The organism is Phenylobacterium sp. (genome assembly GCF_020253645.1).
In the GTDB taxonomy this organism is placed as follows: domain Bacteria; phylum Pseudomonadota; class Alphaproteobacteria; order Caulobacterales; family Caulobacteraceae; genus Phenylobacterium.
Genome location: NZ_JADCBG010000186.1, coordinates 1 through 15,776, shown reverse-complemented (window position 1 = coordinate 15,776; position 15,776 = coordinate 1). Strand labels below are relative to the sequence as shown.

The following is a 15,776-nucleotide window of genomic DNA, read 5'->3' as shown; positions in this document are numbered from 1 at the left end:
CTGCCCGTTACGGGATCCTCCACCAGGGCCCCGTCGGCGAAGAAGGCCCGGACCTCCAGCGCCGATGGCCCGCCCGGCGGATGCAGGGCCGCCACCCCCAGCTTCAGGTCGCCGAACAGGACCGGGTCGGGCCGCACCGACAGCGCCCGCTCGACACTGTCCAGCAGGACGGCGCACCAGCCCGGCCCGTTGTCGATCCACTGGTGGTCCAGGATCGCCCCCTCCGGCAGGCCGAGGGTCCCGCGGATCTGCGCCAGGACCTCCGGCTCGACGGGCCCCGTGCGCCGCAGGGGCGGAGCTGCGAAGGCCAGGTCCTCGCCGTCGAGCCGCACGGGAACAAGACCCACGCCGCACTCCTGGATCACCCGCCCCGGCGTCTTCGGCCGGCCCCCCGCCGACAGCCAGGCCCGGCAGGAGCCCAGGGTCGGATGCCCGGCGAAGGGCAGCTCGCCCCCGGGGGTGAAGATCCGCACCCGGTAGTCGGCGCCAGGGTCGGTCGGCGGCAGGAGGAAGGTGGTCTCGGACAGGTTCGTCCAGCGGGCGAAGGCGGCCATCTGCGCCTCGGACAGGCCCTGCGCGTCATGCACCACCGCCAACGGATTGCCATTCAGCGGTCCCGAGGCGAAGACGTCGATCTGCTGGAAACGGCGTTGGGTCATGAGCCCTCCCGCCCCGCCATCCGCTCGGCGACGAGGGCCGCCGCGGCGGGGTTGTGGTGCGGGTCCCCGGGATCGGCGAGGCCGCGGGCGACGCCGGCCATGTCGGGGAGGGGGCGGTTCTGGCTCATCTTCCACTTGCCGCGGATTTCGGTGATCTCGATCTCGAGGCCGATAATGCCCCGCAGCTGGGACTCGATGAAGGCGGGCGGGGCGTCGGAGACGGCCCAGGGCCGGGGGCGCCTGTCTTCCTGGGCGCGGGTCAGGGCGTCGACCTGGGCCGCCAGCCAGTCGGTCCCGGGCTTGAGGCTGATCCGGCCCCGGACCTGGACCATCTCGTAGTTCCAGGTCGGAACCACCCGGCCCGTCTCGGCCTTGGAGGGATACCAGCCGGGCGACACGTAGGTCTCGGCGCCCTGGAAGATAACCAGGGCGTCCAGGCCCTCGGTCAGGGCGGCGGCGTGGGGGTTGGCGCGGGCCATGTGGGCGGTCAGGACGGCGCGGTCCGCCTCCCCCTCCCCGCGCAGGAAGGGCAGGGGCGAGGCCATGGGCCCCTCCGGCCCGGCGGTGATGATGAGGCCCAGGGGATGCTGGGCCACAAGGCCCCACAGGACCTCGGGCCGGAGCTCTTCGAAGTTCTCGGGCAGGTACATCGGGGCGGCCCCTATTCCACCGTCACCGACTTGGCGAGGTTGCGGGGCTGGTCGACGTCGGCGCCCTTCTGGACGGCGACATAGTAGGCCAGCATCTGGATGGGGACGGCGTAGACCAGGGGGGCGACGATGTCGTCGCAGCCGGGGGTGACGATCAGGCGGACCCCGGCCGGGGCGCGGCGGGCGCCCTCCTCGTCGGTGATGAAGATGACCGGGCCGCCCCGGGCCATGACCTCGGCGGTGTTGGAGACGGTCTTCTCGAAGAGGGCGTCGGAGGGGGCCAGGACGATGACCGGGGTCGCCTCGTCGATCAGGGCGATGGGGCCGTGCTTGAGCTCGCCGGCAGGATAGCCTTCGGCGTGGATGTAGCTGATTTCCTTGAGCTTGAGCGCGCCTTCCAGGGCCAGGGCCGACATGACGCCGCGACCGAAGTAGAGCACGTCCCGCGCCTTGGCGAGTTCGGGCGCGAGGGCGCGGATCTGGTCCTCCAGGGCCAGGGCGCCTGAGATCAGGCGCGGCGCCTCCAGCAGCAGCTTGGTCAGCCGCGCCTCCTCGGCGGCGTCGATCCGGCCCTTGGCGGCCGCGGCGGCCACGGCCAGGGCGGTCAGGGCGGCCACCTGGCTGGTGAAGGCCTTGGTGGAGGCGACGCCGATCTCCGGCCCGGCATGGGTGGGCAGGAGGATGTCGGCCTCGCGGGCCATGGTGCTGGTGTGGACGTTGACCACGGCCGCCGTTGACAGGCCCTGCTCGCGGCACCAGCGCAGGGCCGCCAGGGTGTCGGCGGTCTCGCCGGACTGGGAGACCACGATGCAGAGCGTACCCTTATGCACCGGCGGGGCGCGGTAGCGGAACTCGGAGGCGACATCGATGTCGACCGGGATCCGGGCCAGGGACTCGAACAGGTAGCGGCTGATCAGGCCAGCATAGTAGGCCGTGCCGCAGGCGACGATCTGGATCCGGTCGACACGGCTGAAATCCAGGCCGCCGGGCACCCGGGCCCGCCCGGAGACCGGGTCGAGATAGGCCGACAGGGTGTGCTGGCAGGCGCCCGGCTGGTCATGGATCTCCTTTTCCATGAAGTGCCGGTAGTTGCCCTTCTCCACCAGGGCGGCGGCGGGGGGGATGATGCGGATCTGCCGGGTCACGGGCCGGCCTTCGGCGTCGAAAATCCGCGCCGTCGTCCTGTCGATGGCCACGAAGTCGCCCTCGTCGAGATAGGCGATCTGGCTGGTCATGGGGCCGACGGCCAGGGCGTCGCTGCCCAGATACATCTCGCCGTCGCCATAGCCGACCACCAGGGGGCTGCCGCGCCGGGCGCCGAGGATGAGTTCGTCCTCGCCTTCGATGAGGACGGCCAGGGCGAAGGCGCCGCGAAGGCGGTCGAGGGTCTGCTTGAGGGCGTCGATGGGCGCAGCGCCCCTCGCCAGGGCCCGGTCGATGAGGTGGGGAATGACCTCGGTGTCGGTCTCGCTCTCGAAGGTGCGGCCCTCGGCGGCCAGCTCGGCCTTCAGCTCGGCGAAGTTCTCGATGATGCCGTTGTGGACCAGGGTCACCCGCCCCGCCCGTTGCGGGTGGGCGTTGGTCTCGGAGGGGGCGCCGTGCGTGGCCCAGCGGGTGTGGCCGACGCCGGTCAGGCCGTCTAGGGGCTGCTCGCGCAGGACATCCTCAAGGGCCCGGATCTTCCCCCGGGCCCGGCGACGGTCAACCCGGCCATCGGCGACCATGGCCACGCCCGCGGAATCATAGCCGCGGTATTCGAGCCGCCGCAGGGTCTCGATCAGCCGCTCCTGGACGGGCGCCTTGCCGACGATGCCGATGATGCCGCACATGGGCTGGTCCTCTCTTCCGGGGTCCCTTTCCGCCTGGCCTCCGGAGGGGCTAGACTGTGGGGACGGGCGGGGTTTAGCACCCGCGCCGACGGCGTCGATTAAATCCGGGTTTCGAATCGTTTCGGATTCCGGCCCCACTATGGCGAAAGCTTCGGAAGGCCCCATGAGCAAACGCGCCTTTTTCGGCACCGACGGTATCCGCGGCGAGGCCAACACCCACCCGATGACCGCCGAGGTGGCCCTGCGGGTCGGCCTGGCGGCGGGCCGGCTGTTCCGCTCCCGCGAGGAGCGCCGCCACATGGTGGTGATCGGCAAGGACACCCGCCTGTCGGGCTACATGGTCGAGCCGGCCCTGGTCGCGGGCTTCACCAGCGCGGGCATGGACGTGCGCCTGCTGGGCCCCATGCCGGCCCCCGGCGTGGCCATGATGACCCGCTCCCTGCGCGCCGACCTGGGCGTGATGATCTCGGCCTCGCACAACCCCTGGACCGACAACGGCATCAAGCTGTTCGGGCCGGACGGCTACAAGCTGTCCGACGCCCGGGAGCTGGAGATCGAGGCCCTGATGGGCCAGTCCCTGTCCGAGGACCTGGCCCCCGCCACGGCCCTGGGGCGGGCCGCCCGGGTGGATGACAGCCAGGCCCGCTATGTGGAGATCGCCAAGGCCACCTTCCCCCGCCGGCTGAGCCTGTCGGGCCTGCGCATCGTGATCGATTGCGCCAACGGCGCGGCCTACAAGGTCGCCCCCGCCGCCCTGTACGAGCTGGGCGCCGAGGTCATCCCCGTGGGCGTGGCGCCCAACGGCATGAACATCAACGAGGAGTGCGGCTCCACCCACCCCGAGGCCATGATCAAGGCGGTCAAGGAGTACCGGGCCGACATCGGCATCGCCCTGGACGGCGACGCCGACCGGCTGGCCATCTGCGACGAGAAGGGCCGAGTGGTCGACGGCGACCAGATCATGGCCCTGATCGCCGACAACTGGGCCCGGCGGAACCGGCTGGCCGGGGGCGGGGTGGTGGCCACGGTCATGTCCAACCTGGGCCTGGAGCGGTTCCTCGGCGAGCGCAACCTCAGGCTGGAGCGCACGGCGGTGGGCGACCGTTCGGTGATGATGCGCATGCGCGAGGGCGGCTACAACCTCGGCGGCGAGGCCTCGGGCCATATCATCCTGTCGGACTTCTCCACCACCGGCGACGGCCTCCTGGCCGCCCTGCAGGTGCTGGCCGTGCTGAAGGCCGGCGACCGGCCCATGAGCGCCCTGGCCCGCCAGTTCGAGCCGGCGCCCCAGAAGCTGGAGAACGTCCGCTTCACCTCGGGCCGGCCCCTGGAGGCCGACGGCGTGAAGGCGGCCATCGCCGATGCGGAGCAGAAGCTAGGCGCCGGCGGGCGCGTGCTGGTGCGCGCCTCGGGCACGGAGCCCCTGATCCGGGTCATGGCCGAGGGCGACGACGAGGCCCTGGTCAGCCAGGTGGTCCGCGAGATCGTCGGGGCGGTCCGCAAGGCCGCCGCCTGACCGCCTCCGGAGGGGCGCGCCCATGGATCCCGCCCTCGCCGGCTTCCTCCTGGTGGCGGTCTTCACCGCCCTGATCATGTCCGCCCGGTTGGCGCCGGCGCCGGCCCTGGTCCTGACGCCGCTGATCTTCGGCCTGATGGCCGGGCACGGGACCGACATGGGCCCGATGATCCTCGAGGGCCTGCGCGAGGTGGCGCCCACCGGGGTCATGCTGCTGTTCGCCATCCTGACCTTCGGCATCCTGACCGACGCGGGCCTGTTCGATCCCCTGGTGCGCCTGATCGTCCGCCGGGTCGGCGGCGACCCCTTCAAGGTCACCCTTGGCGCCACGGCCCTGGCGGCGGTGATCTCGCTCGATGGCGATGGCTCGACCACCTACCTCATCACCTGCGCGGCCATGCTGCCCCTCTACCGCCGGCTGGGCATGAACCTGCTGCATCTGGCCTGCCTGCTCATGCTGGTCAGCGGGGTGATGAACCTCTCGCCCTGGGGCGGGCCCACGGGTCGGGCGGCGGCGGCCCTGGGCCTGGACGTGACGGAGGTCTTCCTGCCCTTGCTGCCCGCCATGGGTGCAGGACTTCTCGCCGTGTTCGCCCTGGCGACGGGGCTGGGGCTGGCCGAGCGGCGGCGGCTGGGGGTGCTGGAGGCGCCCGCCCCGGTGGCGGACGAGGCGGACCGCCCGGCCCTGCGCCTGCGCTACGCCCTGAACCTCCTGATCCTCGCCGCCCTGATGGCGGGGCTGATCGCCCCGGCCTTCGGGGTGAAGACCCTGCCCCTGCCGGTGCTGATGATGATGGCCTTCGCCCTGGCCCTGACCCTCAATCACCCCGATCCCCGCACCCAGTCCGAGCGGATCGCCGCCCACGCCCCGGCCGCCCTGTCGGTGGCCGCCCTGATCTTCGCCGCCGGCGTGCTGACCGGCGTGATGAAGGGGACCGGGATGGTCGACGGCATGTCCGCCGCGCTGGTGGCGGCCCTTCCCGAGGCCCTGGGCCCGCACCTGGCCCCCGCCGTGGCGGCGGCGAGCCTTCCGGGAACCTTCTTCCTGTCGAACGACGCCTTCTACTTCGGCATGTTGCCGGTGCTGGCCGAGGCTGGCGCCGTCCACGGGATCGCGCCCGAGGCCATGGCCCGGGCCGCCCTGATGGGCCAGCCCTTCCACCTCCTGAGCCCCCTCGTCCCCTCCACCTGGCTGCTGGTGGGCCTGATCCGCGTGGAGATGGGCGCCCACCAGACGTTCACCGCCCTGCCGGCGGCGGGGGTCTGCCTGGTCCTCGCCCTGGCGACGATGGCGACGGGGGGGTTCTGAGGGCTAGGTCGCCGTCAGACCCTACTCCTCGGGTTCCAGCTTGACCGTCACGGGGTTGGGCACGAGGTCCTGGGAGGCTCCGGTCATCATGTCGACGCCCAGGCCGATCACGCCGCCGACCAGGACATTGCCGGCGACCCCCGCCGCGCCGGCGCTGGCCGTCTTGTGCGTCACCGAGACGCTGGCGGGCTTGTAGCCCGGTTTCTTGATCTCGGCGGTGAACTGGGACTTCCGAGGCATCTTGATCGCGCAGGGCGTCGACGGACAGAAGTGACCGTTGGTGGTCGTCACGGTGGCGCCCGGCGGTTCGGAATTGACCACCCAGGCGTCGTTGCTTCCGCGGGTGACGGTGGCGCATGCGGACAGGCCCGAGGCGGCGGCGACGGCGACCAGGGCCGTCCTCAACAGAGATGTCATGGTGGTGTTCCTTGCTTGCGGGTGTGATGGATCGGGTGGCGGGTCCGGCGCCTAGAGAATCCAGCCGGTCCCGAGGCTGGAGAGGGAGACGCCGACCAGGATGACCTGGTCGCCATTGCCCATGTCGACGACGACGTCTGCGCCCGCCTGGGCGACGGTGCGCGAGGGGCCGCCCTCCAGCTTCAGCCGGTCGCCCGCGGCAAAGCTGAAGTCGGTGATCCGGTCGATGCCGGCGCCGGCGAGGCTGTAGAACAGGTCCGCCCCTGCGCCGCCGGAGATGGTGTCGTTGCCCCGGTCGCCCCAGATCCAGTCGTCGCCGGTTCCGCCCATGACGGAGTCGTCGCCCTGGCCGCCGCGCACCCAGTCGTTGCCGGCGCCGCCATCGACGGTGTCGTTGCCCATGTTGCCGTAGACGATGTCAAAGCCGGCGTCGCCGAACAGGCGGTCGTTGTCCCTGCCCCCTACGACCCAGTCGTCACCGTCGTTCCCGTAGAGGGTGTCGGCGCCCATGTTGCCATGCATGTCGTCGAAGCCGGACCCGCCGGAGATCAGGTCGTCGCCCGCCTCCCCGCGCAGGAGGTTCGTGCCGGTGTTCTCGAGGATCGTGTCGTTACCAGCTCCGCCCCAGTAGGTGTCGTCACCATCGGCGCTCGTCACCTCGCCGACCAGATCGTCGCCTTCTCCGGCTTCAACGTAGTCGCTTCCCCGGAGCCCCTCGATCTGGTCCCCGCCGCCCTGGCCAAAGATGGTGTCATTACCGGCGAAGCCTCCGAGCGTGTCATTGGTCGCTGAGCCGAAGATGCTATCCGGCCCCCGCAGGACTGCGGCGAGGGCGCCGAGAGTGTCCTCTGTGTCCGCCCAGATCAGCCAGTCCAAGACGGGCGTGGAAAAGCCCGAGGCCTGATAGACTAGTATACCGTTGTAGCGGACCTCGATCCCGGTCACCGTACCCGAGATCGGAGCGCCAACAGAGTTGTACGTGAAATTGAAGCCCGAGAACGTGATCTGTTCGCCTTGATAGAGAAGGCGAAATGTCGTCGAGGAAGCCTGCAAGACATCTGCAATCAGAAGAACTGATATATCGAGGTCTGACATATCCAGACCCATGGGGCCTGCATAAACTTGCGCCATCCGGAATCTCTGGGCTGTCCCTGAAGAGTTTCCATACGCAGTCGCGGAATTGTCTATAGAGTCAATACTACCGGATCAAGATGCCGGTTTGGCTCCCGTAAATACGACCAATACTGACGTTCGGGGCGGTATTGGCGACAGAAAGATGGCCTTCGCTTTGCGATGTAGTCGCCGCCCACTCGCCCCGGGTCCGCCCCATCAAGGCGTAGCGGAAGCCCAGGGGCCCAAGGGCCAGCGTCTTCAGGCCGCCTCGTCAATCCGGATCTCGAGGCGCAGTCCCGCCGCTGTGGCGAGGTTGACGAGAGCGTCGAGCGAGAACTTCCCCAGCTTCCCCCGGAGCAGGTCGTTCAGCCTCGGGCGGGTGACGCCAAGCCGGACTGCGGCGGCATCCTGGGAGAGGTTCCAGGATCGCACCTTTTGCGCCACGGCGGAGAGAATCTCGGCTCGCGCCTTCAGGTTCGCCGCTTCGGCTGGGGTGTCTGCGAGGGCGTCGAAGACGTTCTCGAAGGTCTGAACTTCCATCATCATCGTCTCCATGCCCGTAGCCGCGCGGCTGCGAGGTCAAGGTCCTTCTGAGCCGTCTTCTGGGTCTTCTTGCTGAAGGCGTGGAGGACCAGAACACGATCCGCCAGCCTCGCCAGGTAGATCACCCGGAAGGCCCCCGAGGCGTCCCGGATGCGGATCTCCCGCACGCCGGGTCCAATCGTACCCATGGGCTTCCAGTCGTCGGGGTCGAGACCCTGCTGCAACTGGTGTAACTGGAAGCCCGCAGTCGCCCGCGCCGACTCCGGGAATTCCCGAAGACGCGACAGGCTGTCTCCCAGAAAGAGGACCGCTTTCACGGGATCAGTGTATCTAAATCGATACTGTCCGGCAATGGGTCCTACGCCCGCCCCACCGAGGCGTAGCGGAAGCCCAGGGCCCGTACGTCCGCCGGCTTGTAGATGTTGCGCAGGTCGACCAGCACGGGGGTGCGCATCAGGGTGCGGACGCGGTCCAGGTCGAGGGCGCGGAACTGGTCCCACTCGGTGATGATCACCAGGACGTCGGCGCCCTCGGCGGCGGCGTAGGCGTCGGGGCGGAAGTCCACGCCGGGCAGGAGGTGGCGGGCCTCGGCCTCGCCCTCGGGGTCGAAGGCCTGGATGCGGGCGCCCAGGGCCTGGAGGGCGGGGAGGATGTCGAGGGACGGGGCGTCGCGCATGTCGTCGGTGTTGGGCTTGAAGGTCAGGCCCAGGATGCCGACCGTGCGGCCATCGAGGTCGCCGTCGACGGTGGCGGCCACCTTGGCGGCCATCGCCTTCTTGCGCGCGTCGTTGACGGCCACGGTGGTCTCTATGAGGCGGACGGGGGAGCCGGCGTCGGTGGCGGTGCGCACCAGGGCCAGTGTGTCCTTGGGAAAGCAGGAGCCGCCATAGCCAGGGCCGGCGTTGAGGAACTTGCCCCCGATGCGCTTGTCGAGGCCGATGCCCTTCGCCACCTGCTGGACGTCGGCGCCGACGGCCTCGCAGAGGTCGGCCATCTCGTTGATGAAGGTGATCTTCATGGCGAGGAAGGCGTTGCCCGCGTACTTGATCAGCTCGGAGGTGCGCCGGTCGGTGAACTGGATCGGCGTCTCGTTGAGGAAGAGGGGCCGGTAGAGCTCGGTCATGACCGGCCGGGCGCGCTCGTCGTTGAGGCCCACCACAACGCGATCGGGGCGCTTGAAGTCCTCGATGGCCGCCCCTTCGCGCAGGAACTCGGGGTTGGAGACCACGGCGAACTCGGCGTCGGGCCGGCGCTGGCGGATGATGGCCTCGATGCCGTCGCCTGTGCCGACGGGGACGGTGGACTTGGTGACCACCACGGTGAAGCCGTCGATCAGGTCGGCGATCTCGGCGGCAGCGGCGTGAACGTAGGACAGGTCGGCGTGGCCGTCGCCCCGGCGCGAGGGGGTGCCCACGGCGATGAAGACCGCGTCGGCGCCGCGCACGGCCTCCGCCGCCCCGGTGGTGAAGGCCAGCCGCCCGGCCTGGACATTACGGGCGACCAGGGTGTCGAGGCCCGGCTCATAGATGGGCATGCGCCCGGCCTTGAGGCCCTCGATCTTGGCCGCGTCCTTGTCGATGCAGGTGACCTGGTGGCCGAAGTCGGCGAAGCAGGCGCCCGAGACGAGGCCCACATAGCCGGTGCCGATCATGACGACGTGCATGGGGCTCAGATCTCCTGGTTGTAGGCGCCGATCTCGGGGCGCCGGGATAGACGGGGCTTCACCTCCTCGCGGAAGAGGGCGCGCATGTCGTCCTCCGAGCGGGTGCTCTCGACCACGACGACGATCTCGGGCTTGTTGGAGGAGGCGCGGACCAGGACCCAGGAGCCGTCCTCGAGGGCCACGCGCACGCCGTTGACGGTGATCACCCCGGTGATGGCGCGGCCCAGGATTGTCCCGCCGTCGCGGGCCAGGGCCTCGTACTCGGCGACCACCCCCTCGACCACGCCGTACTTGGCCTCGTCGGCGCAGTGGGGCGACATGGTCAGGCTTGTCCAGGCCTGGGGCAGGGCGTTCCTCAGCTGCGACAGGCTCTGGCCCGGATTGCGGTCGAGCATGCCCAGGATGGCGGCGGCGGCGGTGAGGCCACAGTCATAGCCGCGCCCTAGGGGGGCGTTGAAGAAGAAGTGGCCCGACTTCTCGAAGCCCGCCAGGGCGCCGATCTCGGCGGTCTTGCGCTTGATGTAGCTGTGGCCGGTCTTCCAGTAGAGGGTCTGGGCCCCGTTGGCGGCCAGGACCGGGTCGGTGGCGAAGAGGCCGGTGGACTTCACGTCGACGATGAACCGGGCGTCCGGGTGCAGGCCGGACAGGTCGCGCGCCAGCATGAGGCCGATCTTGTCGGCGAAGATCTCCTCGCCGGTGTCGTCCACCACCCCGCAGCGGTCGCCGTCGCCGTCGAAGCCGAGGGCGAGGTCGGCGCCGAAGTCGCGCACGGCCTGGCCCATGGCCTTGAGCATTTCGTGGTCTTCGGGGTTGGGATTGTAGCGCGGGAAGGACCAGTCGAGCTCGCAGTCCATCTCGTAGACCACGGCCACGCCCATGCGGCGCAGGGCCTCGGGAGCGAAGGCGCCGGCCGTGCCGTTGCCGCAGGCGCAGACCACCTTGAGCGGGCGGTTCACCTGGACCCTGGCGGAGACGTCGGCGATGTAGCGCTCCGCCACGCCGGGGACGTGGGTGAGGGTTCCGCCCGGGCGCGTCACGCCGAGCCCGGAAAGGACGATCTCCTTCAGGCGGCCCATCTCGTCGGGACCGAAGGTGAGGGGCGGGGAGACGCCCATCTTCACGCCGGTCCAGCCGTTCTCGTTGTGGCTGGCGGTGACCATCGCCACGGCGGGGGCCTCGAGGTCGAACTGGGCGAAATAGGCCATGGGCGAGAGGGCGAGGCCAATGTCCAGCACCTCGCAGCCGGCGGCCAGGAGGCCGAGGGTCAGGGCCTGCTTGATGGACTGGGAGTAGGAGCGGAAGTCATGGCCGACGACGATGCGCCTCTGGCCCAGTTCGTGGATGTAGGTTCCGAGGCCCAGCCCCAGGGCCTCGACGCCCAGGAGGTTGATCTCGGAGCCGAACAGCCAGCGGGCGTCATACTCCCGGAAGCCGGTGGCCTTTACCAGGGGCAGGTTTTCGTGGTCGGGGGTCTGCGGGACGAGGTCCGCGCGGGGGAGGGTCGGCATCGGCGCTCCAGTTTGATTCCGCCGCGCTCTTAGACCTTCACGCCGGTTCCGACCAGTGCGGTCGGGTCACATGACCCCGGCGCGGAGCAGGTCGTGGACGTGCAGTATGCCCACCGGCCGGTCGTCATCGAGGACGAAGAGCACGTTCACCGCCGGCGGTGGATCGGTCATGAGCGCGAGCGCCTCCGAGGCCAGCTGGCGGGGCCCGACCACCTTGTTGGGCCCTGGCGTCATGACCTGGCCGGCGGTGCGGTCCATCAGCCCCGCCATGTGGCGGCGCAGGTCACCGTCGGTGAGGACGCCCGCCAGTCGGCCGTCGGCCCCCAGGACTCCGACGCAGCCGAACCGCTTCTCGGTCATGACCAGGAGGGCCTCGCTCATGGGCGCGTCCGGGGCGACCAGAGGGATGTCTTCGCCGGCGTGCATCAGGTCGGCCACCGTACGCAGCTGGGCCCCGAGCTTGCCGCCGGGATGGAAGGTGCGGAAGTCTCCGGCGGTGAAGCCGCGCCGCTCCAGGAGGGCCACGGCCAGGGCGTCGCCGAGGGCGATCTGCAGGGTGGTGGAGGTGGTGGGGGCGTTGACCTCGCCGGTGGCCTCCGCCGCCGTAGCCAGTTCCAGCACCACGTCGGCCGTGCGGCCCAGGGCGCTGTCGCGTGCGGCGGTGAGGGCGATGAGGGGGATCTCGAAGCGACGGGAATAGGCCAGGACGTCCGCCAGTTCGCGGTTTTCCCCCGACTTGGACAGGGCCAGGATGACGTCTTCACGGCTGATCATGCCGAGGTCGCCGTGGCTGGCCTCGTTGGCGTGGACGAAGCTGGCCGGGGCGCCTGTGGAGGCGAAGGTGGCGGCGATCTTGCGGGCCACGTGGCCGGACTTGCCGATGCCGGTGCAGATGATGCGGCCGCGCGCGGCGGCCAGGAGGTCCACGGCGCGGGCGAAATCCGGACCCAGAGCGGCGGCCTGCTGCTCCAGGGCGCCGGCGGCCTGGCGCAGGACCCGGCGGCCGGTCTCGATGGCGGCGGCGCTCACTGCGGCGTCTCCGCAGGCGACGGGGTGGAGGGTGCAGGAGTCTTCCCGCCCTCGGCGGCGGCGCGGGCGGCGGCGACCGCCTCGCGGGCCTTCTGGCGTCTGGCGTTGTCGGCCTCGGCCTCGCGGCGCATGGCGGCCTGGACCTCGGGCCTCTGCTGGACCGGGACGGAACCGAAGGGGCCGGGCGAGCGTGACCCCAGGCCCTGGGGCCAGACCATGGCCAGGGCGATGAGGGCGGCGGCGGCCAGGGCCAGGCCGCCAAAGAAGACGCGGTCGCTCATGGCCTTCTCTTAACGCCTCGCGGGCCCGGAAGCCACACGCGCCCGCGAGCCGGCCTTGACGCGTCCATCCGCCGGCCCTAGCCCGGAGGCGAAATCCGGACGGAGACCGCCATGCCCACCCTGATCCTGCTGCGACACGGCCAGAGCCAGTGGAACCTGGAGGACCGCTTCACCGGCTGGGTGGACGTGGACCTGACCGCCGAGGGCGAGGCCCAGGCGCGCAAGGGCGGCGAACTGATGAAGGCGGCGGGACTGCAGGTCGACCGGGCCTACACCTCCGTGCTGACCCGGGCGATCCGCACCCTCTGGCTGGCCCTGACAGCGGCGGGGCAGACCTTCGTGCCGGAAACCAAGGACTGGCGGCTGAACGAGCGCCACTACGGCGGCCTGACGGGCCTGAACAGGACCGAGACCGCGGCGAAGCACGGCGCCGACCAGGTGCGGATCTGGCGACGGTCCTATGACACCCCGCCCCCGCCCCTGGCGCCCGGCGGCGAGTGGGACTTATCCCGCGACCGCCGCTACGCCGGCCTCGTCCTGCCGGACACCGAGAGCCTGAAGACCACCCTGGAGCGGGTGGAGCCCTACTGGACCGCCGAGATCGCCCCGAGGCTGGCGGCGGGCGAGACGGTGCTGGTGGCGGCCCACGGCAACTCGCTGCGAGCCATCGTCAAGCTGATCTACGGCCTGTCCGCCGACGGGATCATGGAGGTCGAGATCCCGACCTCGAATCCGCTGGTCATCGACCTGGATGGCGCCCTGAAGCCGGTGGCCGCGCGCTACCTCGACGCGGACCGGGCCCAGTCCCTGCCGAAGACGCCTTGAGCCGGGACGCCGAGATCGCCGCCATGCGAAGGGCCATCGAACTGGCCCGTCCGGGCGTCGGGCGGACGGCGGAAAACCCCTCCGTGGGCTGCGTGATCCTCGGCCCTGACGGGATCGTCGGCGAGGGCGCGACGGCGGAGGGCGGCCGGCCCCATGCCGAGGAGCGGGCCCTTGCGGCGGCCGGCGCCGCGGCGCGCGGCGCGACGGTGCTGGTGACCCTGGAGCCCTGCGCCCGGCGTTCGGGAGACGGCGTTTCCTGCACGGACCGACTGATCGCGGCGGGCGTACGCCGGGTTGTCATCGCCTGCGACGACGCCTCGGTCTTCGCCTCGGGCGAGGGAGAGGCGCGCCTTCGGGAGGCCGGCGTCGGCGTCGAGAAGGGACTGCTGGAGGCCGAGGCCCTCTCCCTCTACGCGGAGTACAGGCCTGCGCGGAACAACTTCACCGGGAGTTAATCGCCTTGTAGTAGAGAGCCCTGCACACCCAGGGGGACTCCCGGCCTCATGTCTGTCAAGACACCCGAGTTGCTTGACCTGCCCGTCATGTCCCAGTCCGAGCTGGATGACATCTGCCGGAAGAATGCGCGGTTCAATTCCGGCCGCACCGGCGGCCTGAGGGCCAACCTTTCCTGGCGGAACCTCGCGGGGCTCAGGCTCTCTCTTCATGACCTTTCCGGCGCGGACCTCACCGGCGCCAACCTCCGGGGCGCCACCCTCCTCGGCGCCAGGCTGGACAACGCAAGCCTCTTCGGCGCCGACCTCGAGAACGCCGATCTCCGGAAGGCTTCCCTGCGTCGCGCCAACCTGAAGGGGGTCTGCCTCAGAAACGCAGACCTCAGCGAGGCGGACCTGTTCGAAGCGGACCTGTGCGAGGGTTCCATCGCGGTGGGCGACCGGAAACTGGGGTATCGGCTGATCGGGAAGGCGGGCGGCGCCGGGGAGGCGCCGGCCGGCCAAAGGACCGTGAAGGCGGACCTGACAGGCGCCGTCCTGAGGAAGACCCGGCTGACCCGGGCCAACATGAAGCTCTGCGTCCTGGCCTTCGCGGACCTCACCGGCGCGGACCTCACCCAGGCCAAGATGAGAGGCGCCGACCTGAGGAAGGCGGTCCTGCTCGACGCCCGGACCCAGTACGCGGATACTGTCGATGCAGATCTCGAGGGCGCCCTCGTCAAGCCCCCTGCGGATCCAGACGCCGGGGAGCCTTCCGTAGCGGATCAGATCCGGGATCATGTGCTCTGGAGCGAAACAAACGGGAGGTCGGGCAAGGCCGGTGTCTTTGACGCGGCGGACCTGCGGGGCCTGAAGAACCTGAACAACAAGGTCCTGACCGCCCTTTCGGCCCGCGGGGCCGTCCTTCACGGGCTCGACCTGGTGGGCGCCCAGCTTCAGGGCGCGAGGCTGGAGGGAGCCGACCTGAGGTCCTGCGACCTTCGGGGCGCTGACCTGCGCGGGGCCCGCCTCACGGGGGCCCTGCTCGCCGGGGCGGACCTGCAGGGCGCCAACCTGGGTCTCCTTCAACTGGGCGGCGGGCACCGCCTGCCCGCGGACCTCACTTCCGCCGACCTGCGTCGCGCCATCCTGGCGGGCGCCTGCCTGAAGGGGGCGATCCTCGACGGCGCCGATGTCCGGCGAGCCGACTTTACAGACGCCGAACTCGGCGGGGCTTCCCTGGCGTTTGGTGAAACCTTCGGGTTGAAGGGCATAGCCTGACCTGCACCGTCCTGATGCGAAACGTGCGACGTCCTGAGACGTCGCCCGCCGCAGGGTGTCGGCTCCGTCCGGGGATCAGGCCGCCTTCTCGCCCTCGATCAGCGGCGCGGCGCTGGTGGCGATCTCGATGCGCCGGGGCTTGAGCGCCTCAGGCAGCTCGCGCCGCAGGGCGATCGAGAGAAGGCCGTCGGCGAGCCGCGCTTCGGTCACGACCACGTAGTCCGCGAGCTGGAAACGGCGCTCGAAATCGCGCTCGGCAAGGCCGCGGTGGAGGAACCGGCGGTCGGCCTCATTGGCCGCCTTGCGGCCCTGGACGGTGAGCAGGTTCTCCTTGACCTCGATGTTCAGCTCTTCGGGCCGGAAGCCGGCGACGGCGATCTGCGGGCCGCACGGCTGGACGTCCTGGTGCTCAGCGGCGGCCGCATCATGCCCACCGACATGACTTCGGCGGATCTGAGGCGGGCCAATCTTGCGGGTGCCGACCTCGGGGGGCGATCCTGAACGACACCGATCTGCGGCAGGTGAACCTCACGGACGCTAACCTCAAAGACGCCGAGGTCGCCCTTCGTGAGACCTACGGCCTTAAAGGCGGGCCGACAACAGGCTAGGTCCAATCGACATTCAGGGATTCACGCGCGGCCTGATGCGTGATTCATAGGTCTCCGCTTTGGCGGAGGTCTGCGATGGGCGTGAAGCGTTATGAACTGGACGAGGCGCAGTGG

General features: G+C 70.3%; 18 protein-coding genes and 1 pseudogene. 7 read left to right on the top strand and 12 right to left on the bottom strand.

Annotated elements, in window-relative coordinates; genetic code table 11:
* The 3 genes from INE98_RS12495 to glmS all read right to left on the bottom strand — a co-directional run.
* Positions 1 to 659: PhzF family phenazine biosynthesis protein (locus tag INE98_RS12495; protein WP_293539257.1), on the bottom strand; the 659-nt coding region annotated here is incomplete at its 3' end.
* Positions 656 to 1,309 (bottom strand): FMN-binding negative transcriptional regulator, encoded by a 654-nt coding sequence (locus tag INE98_RS12490; RefSeq protein ID WP_293539256.1) that lies wholly within the window; start codon positions 1,307 to 1,309, stop codon positions 656 to 658. The genes INE98_RS12495 and INE98_RS12490, both read right to left, overlap by 4 nt.
* Before the next feature lie 11 nt (positions 1,310 to 1,320).
* Positions 1,321 to 3,138, bottom strand: a complete 1,818-nt coding sequence (gene glmS / locus INE98_RS12485) for a glutamine--fructose-6-phosphate transaminase (isomerizing) (protein ID WP_293539255.1) — start codon at positions 3,136 to 3,138, stop codon at positions 1,321 to 1,323.
* A gap of 163 nt (positions 3,139 to 3,301) precedes the next feature.
* On the opposite strand from glmS, the gene glmM reads away from it, so the two are divergent.
* Positions 3,302 to 4,654, top strand: coding sequence for a phosphoglucosamine mutase (glmM, locus tag INE98_RS12480; RefSeq protein ID WP_293539254.1), 1,353 nt, complete (start codon positions 3,302 to 3,304; stop codon positions 4,652 to 4,654).
* 22 nt (positions 4,655 to 4,676) lie between these two features.
* Entirely contained in the window at positions 4,677 to 5,963 is a 1,287-nt protein-coding gene (locus INE98_RS12475) for a citrate:proton symporter (RefSeq protein ID WP_293539253.1), read from the top strand.
* Positions 5,964 to 5,984: 21 nt separating this feature from the next.
* Here the strand turns inward: INE98_RS12475 and INE98_RS12470 are convergent, their stop codons facing one another.
* From INE98_RS12470 to INE98_RS12435, 8 genes are all read right to left on the bottom strand, one after another.
* Entirely contained in the window at positions 5,985 to 6,380 is a 396-nt protein-coding gene (locus INE98_RS12470) for a PEGA domain-containing protein (RefSeq protein WP_293539252.1), read from the bottom strand.
* Between the two features lie 51 nt (positions 6,381 to 6,431).
* On the bottom strand, positions 6,432 to 7,511 hold the full coding sequence (locus INE98_RS12465) for a calcium-binding protein (RefSeq protein WP_293539251.1): 1,080 nt from the start codon (positions 7,509 to 7,511) through the stop codon (positions 6,432 to 6,434).
* Between the two features lie 240 nt (positions 7,512 to 7,751).
* On the bottom strand, positions 7,752 to 8,036 hold the full coding sequence (locus INE98_RS12460) for an XRE family transcriptional regulator (protein ID WP_293539250.1): 285 nt from the start codon (positions 8,034 to 8,036) through the stop codon (positions 7,752 to 7,754).
* Positions 8,036 to 8,353: a type II toxin-antitoxin system RelE/ParE family toxin gene (locus tag INE98_RS12455; protein WP_293539249.1), complete on the bottom strand. Its 318-nt coding sequence runs from the start codon at positions 8,351 to 8,353 to the stop codon at positions 8,036 to 8,038. Before INE98_RS12455 ends, INE98_RS12460 begins: the two co-directional genes overlap by 1 nt.
* A 41-nt stretch (positions 8,354 to 8,394) precedes the next feature.
* On the bottom strand, positions 8,395 to 9,699 hold the full coding sequence (locus INE98_RS12450; RefSeq protein ID WP_293539248.1) for a UDP-glucose/GDP-mannose dehydrogenase family protein: 1,305 nt from the start codon (positions 9,697 to 9,699) through the stop codon (positions 8,395 to 8,397).
* Between the two features lie 5 nt (positions 9,700 to 9,704).
* A complete protein-coding gene (locus INE98_RS12445; RefSeq protein WP_293539247.1) occupies positions 9,705 to 11,207 on the bottom strand; it encodes a phosphomannomutase/phosphoglucomutase in 1,503 nt (500 codons plus the stop codon).
* A gap of 66 nt (positions 11,208 to 11,273) precedes the next feature.
* Positions 11,274 to 12,236: a KpsF/GutQ family sugar-phosphate isomerase gene (locus tag INE98_RS12440; RefSeq protein WP_293539246.1), complete on the bottom strand. Its 963-nt coding sequence runs from the start codon at positions 12,234 to 12,236 to the stop codon at positions 11,274 to 11,276.
* Positions 12,233 to 12,517, bottom strand: a complete 285-nt coding sequence (locus tag INE98_RS12435; RefSeq protein WP_293539245.1) for a hypothetical protein — start codon at positions 12,515 to 12,517, stop codon at positions 12,233 to 12,235. The genes INE98_RS12440 and INE98_RS12435 overlap by 4 nt, the downstream gene beginning before the upstream one ends.
* Positions 12,518 to 12,628: 111 nt before the next feature.
* Between INE98_RS12435 and gpmA the strand changes: the two genes are divergently transcribed.
* From gpmA to INE98_RS12420, 3 genes are read left to right on the top strand one after another with little or no spacing between them, the layout of a single operon-like run.
* A complete protein-coding gene (gene gpmA / locus INE98_RS12430; protein WP_293539244.1) occupies positions 12,629 to 13,342 on the top strand; it encodes a 2,3-diphosphoglycerate-dependent phosphoglycerate mutase in 714 nt (237 codons plus the stop codon).
* Positions 13,339 to 13,797 carry a bifunctional diaminohydroxyphosphoribosylaminopyrimidine deaminase/5-amino-6-(5-phosphoribosylamino)uracil reductase RibD gene (locus tag INE98_RS12425; protein WP_293539243.1) on the top strand — a complete coding sequence of 153 codons (459 nt, stop codon included), beginning with the start codon at positions 13,339 to 13,341 and terminating at the stop codon, positions 13,795 to 13,797. Before gpmA ends, INE98_RS12425 begins: the two co-directional genes overlap by 4 nt.
* A gap of 48 nt (positions 13,798 to 13,845) precedes the next feature.
* Complete coding sequence (locus INE98_RS12420; RefSeq protein ID WP_293539242.1) at positions 13,846 to 15,054, top strand: pentapeptide repeat-containing protein; 1,209 nt, start codon at positions 13,846 to 13,848, stop codon at positions 15,052 to 15,054.
* A 75-nt stretch (positions 15,055 to 15,129) separates the two neighbouring features.
* Here the strand turns inward: INE98_RS12420 and INE98_RS12415 are convergent.
* Positions 15,130 to 15,435 (bottom strand): annotated as a pseudogene (locus tag INE98_RS12415) (Hsp20 family protein); the annotation flags it as partial.
* Between INE98_RS12415 and INE98_RS12410 the strand changes: the two are divergent.
* Together INE98_RS12410 and INE98_RS14585 are read left to right on the top strand one after the other, a co-directional pair.
* Entirely contained in the window at positions 15,322 to 15,555 is a 234-nt protein-coding gene (locus INE98_RS12410) for a hypothetical protein (RefSeq protein ID WP_293539241.1), read from the top strand. The pseudogene INE98_RS12415 and the gene INE98_RS12410 overlap by 114 nt on opposite strands.
* Positions 15,549 to 15,662, top strand: coding sequence for a hypothetical protein (locus INE98_RS14585; RefSeq protein WP_367120196.1), 114 nt, complete (start codon positions 15,549 to 15,551; stop codon positions 15,660 to 15,662). The genes INE98_RS12410 and INE98_RS14585 overlap by 7 nt, the downstream gene beginning before the upstream one ends.
* Positions 15,663 to 15,776: the final 114 nt, after the last annotated feature.

Coding starts and splice junctions, on each gene's coding strand:
- INE98_RS12445 (WP_293539247.1), bottom strand. CDS start 11,207: ATGCCGACCCTCCCCCGCGCGGACCTCGTCCCGCAGACCCCCGACCAC.
- gpmA (WP_293539244.1), top strand. CDS start 12,629: ATGCCCACCCTGATCCTGCTGCGACACGGCCAGAGCCAGTGGAACCTG.
- INE98_RS12490 (WP_293539256.1), bottom strand. CDS start 1,309: ATGTACCTGCCCGAGAACTTCGAAGAGCTCCGGCCCGAGGTCCTGTGG.
- INE98_RS12475 (WP_293539253.1), top strand. CDS start 4,677: ATGGATCCCGCCCTCGCCGGCTTCCTCCTGGTGGCGGTCTTCACCGCC.
- INE98_RS12470 (WP_293539252.1), bottom strand. CDS start 6,380: ATGACATCTCTGTTGAGGACGGCCCTGGTCGCCGTCGCCGCCGCCTCG.
- glmS (WP_293539255.1), bottom strand. CDS start 3,138: ATGTGCGGCATCATCGGCATCGTCGGCAAGGCGCCCGTCCAGGAGCGG.
- INE98_RS12460 (WP_293539250.1), bottom strand. CDS start 8,036: ATGATGGAAGTTCAGACCTTCGAGAACGTCTTCGACGCCCTCGCAGAC.
- INE98_RS12465 (WP_293539251.1), bottom strand. CDS start 7,511: ATGGCGCAAGTTTATGCAGGCCCCATGGGTCTGGATATGTCAGACCTC.
- INE98_RS12435 (WP_293539245.1), bottom strand. CDS start 12,517: ATGAGCGACCGCGTCTTCTTTGGCGGCCTGGCCCTGGCCGCCGCCGCC.
- INE98_RS12420 (WP_293539242.1), top strand. CDS start 13,846: ATGTCTGTCAAGACACCCGAGTTGCTTGACCTGCCCGTCATGTCCCAG.
- glmM (WP_293539254.1), top strand. CDS start 3,302: ATGAGCAAACGCGCCTTTTTCGGCACCGACGGTATCCGCGGCGAGGCC.
- INE98_RS12450 (WP_293539248.1), bottom strand. CDS start 9,699: ATGCACGTCGTCATGATCGGCACCGGCTATGTGGGCCTCGTCTCGGGC.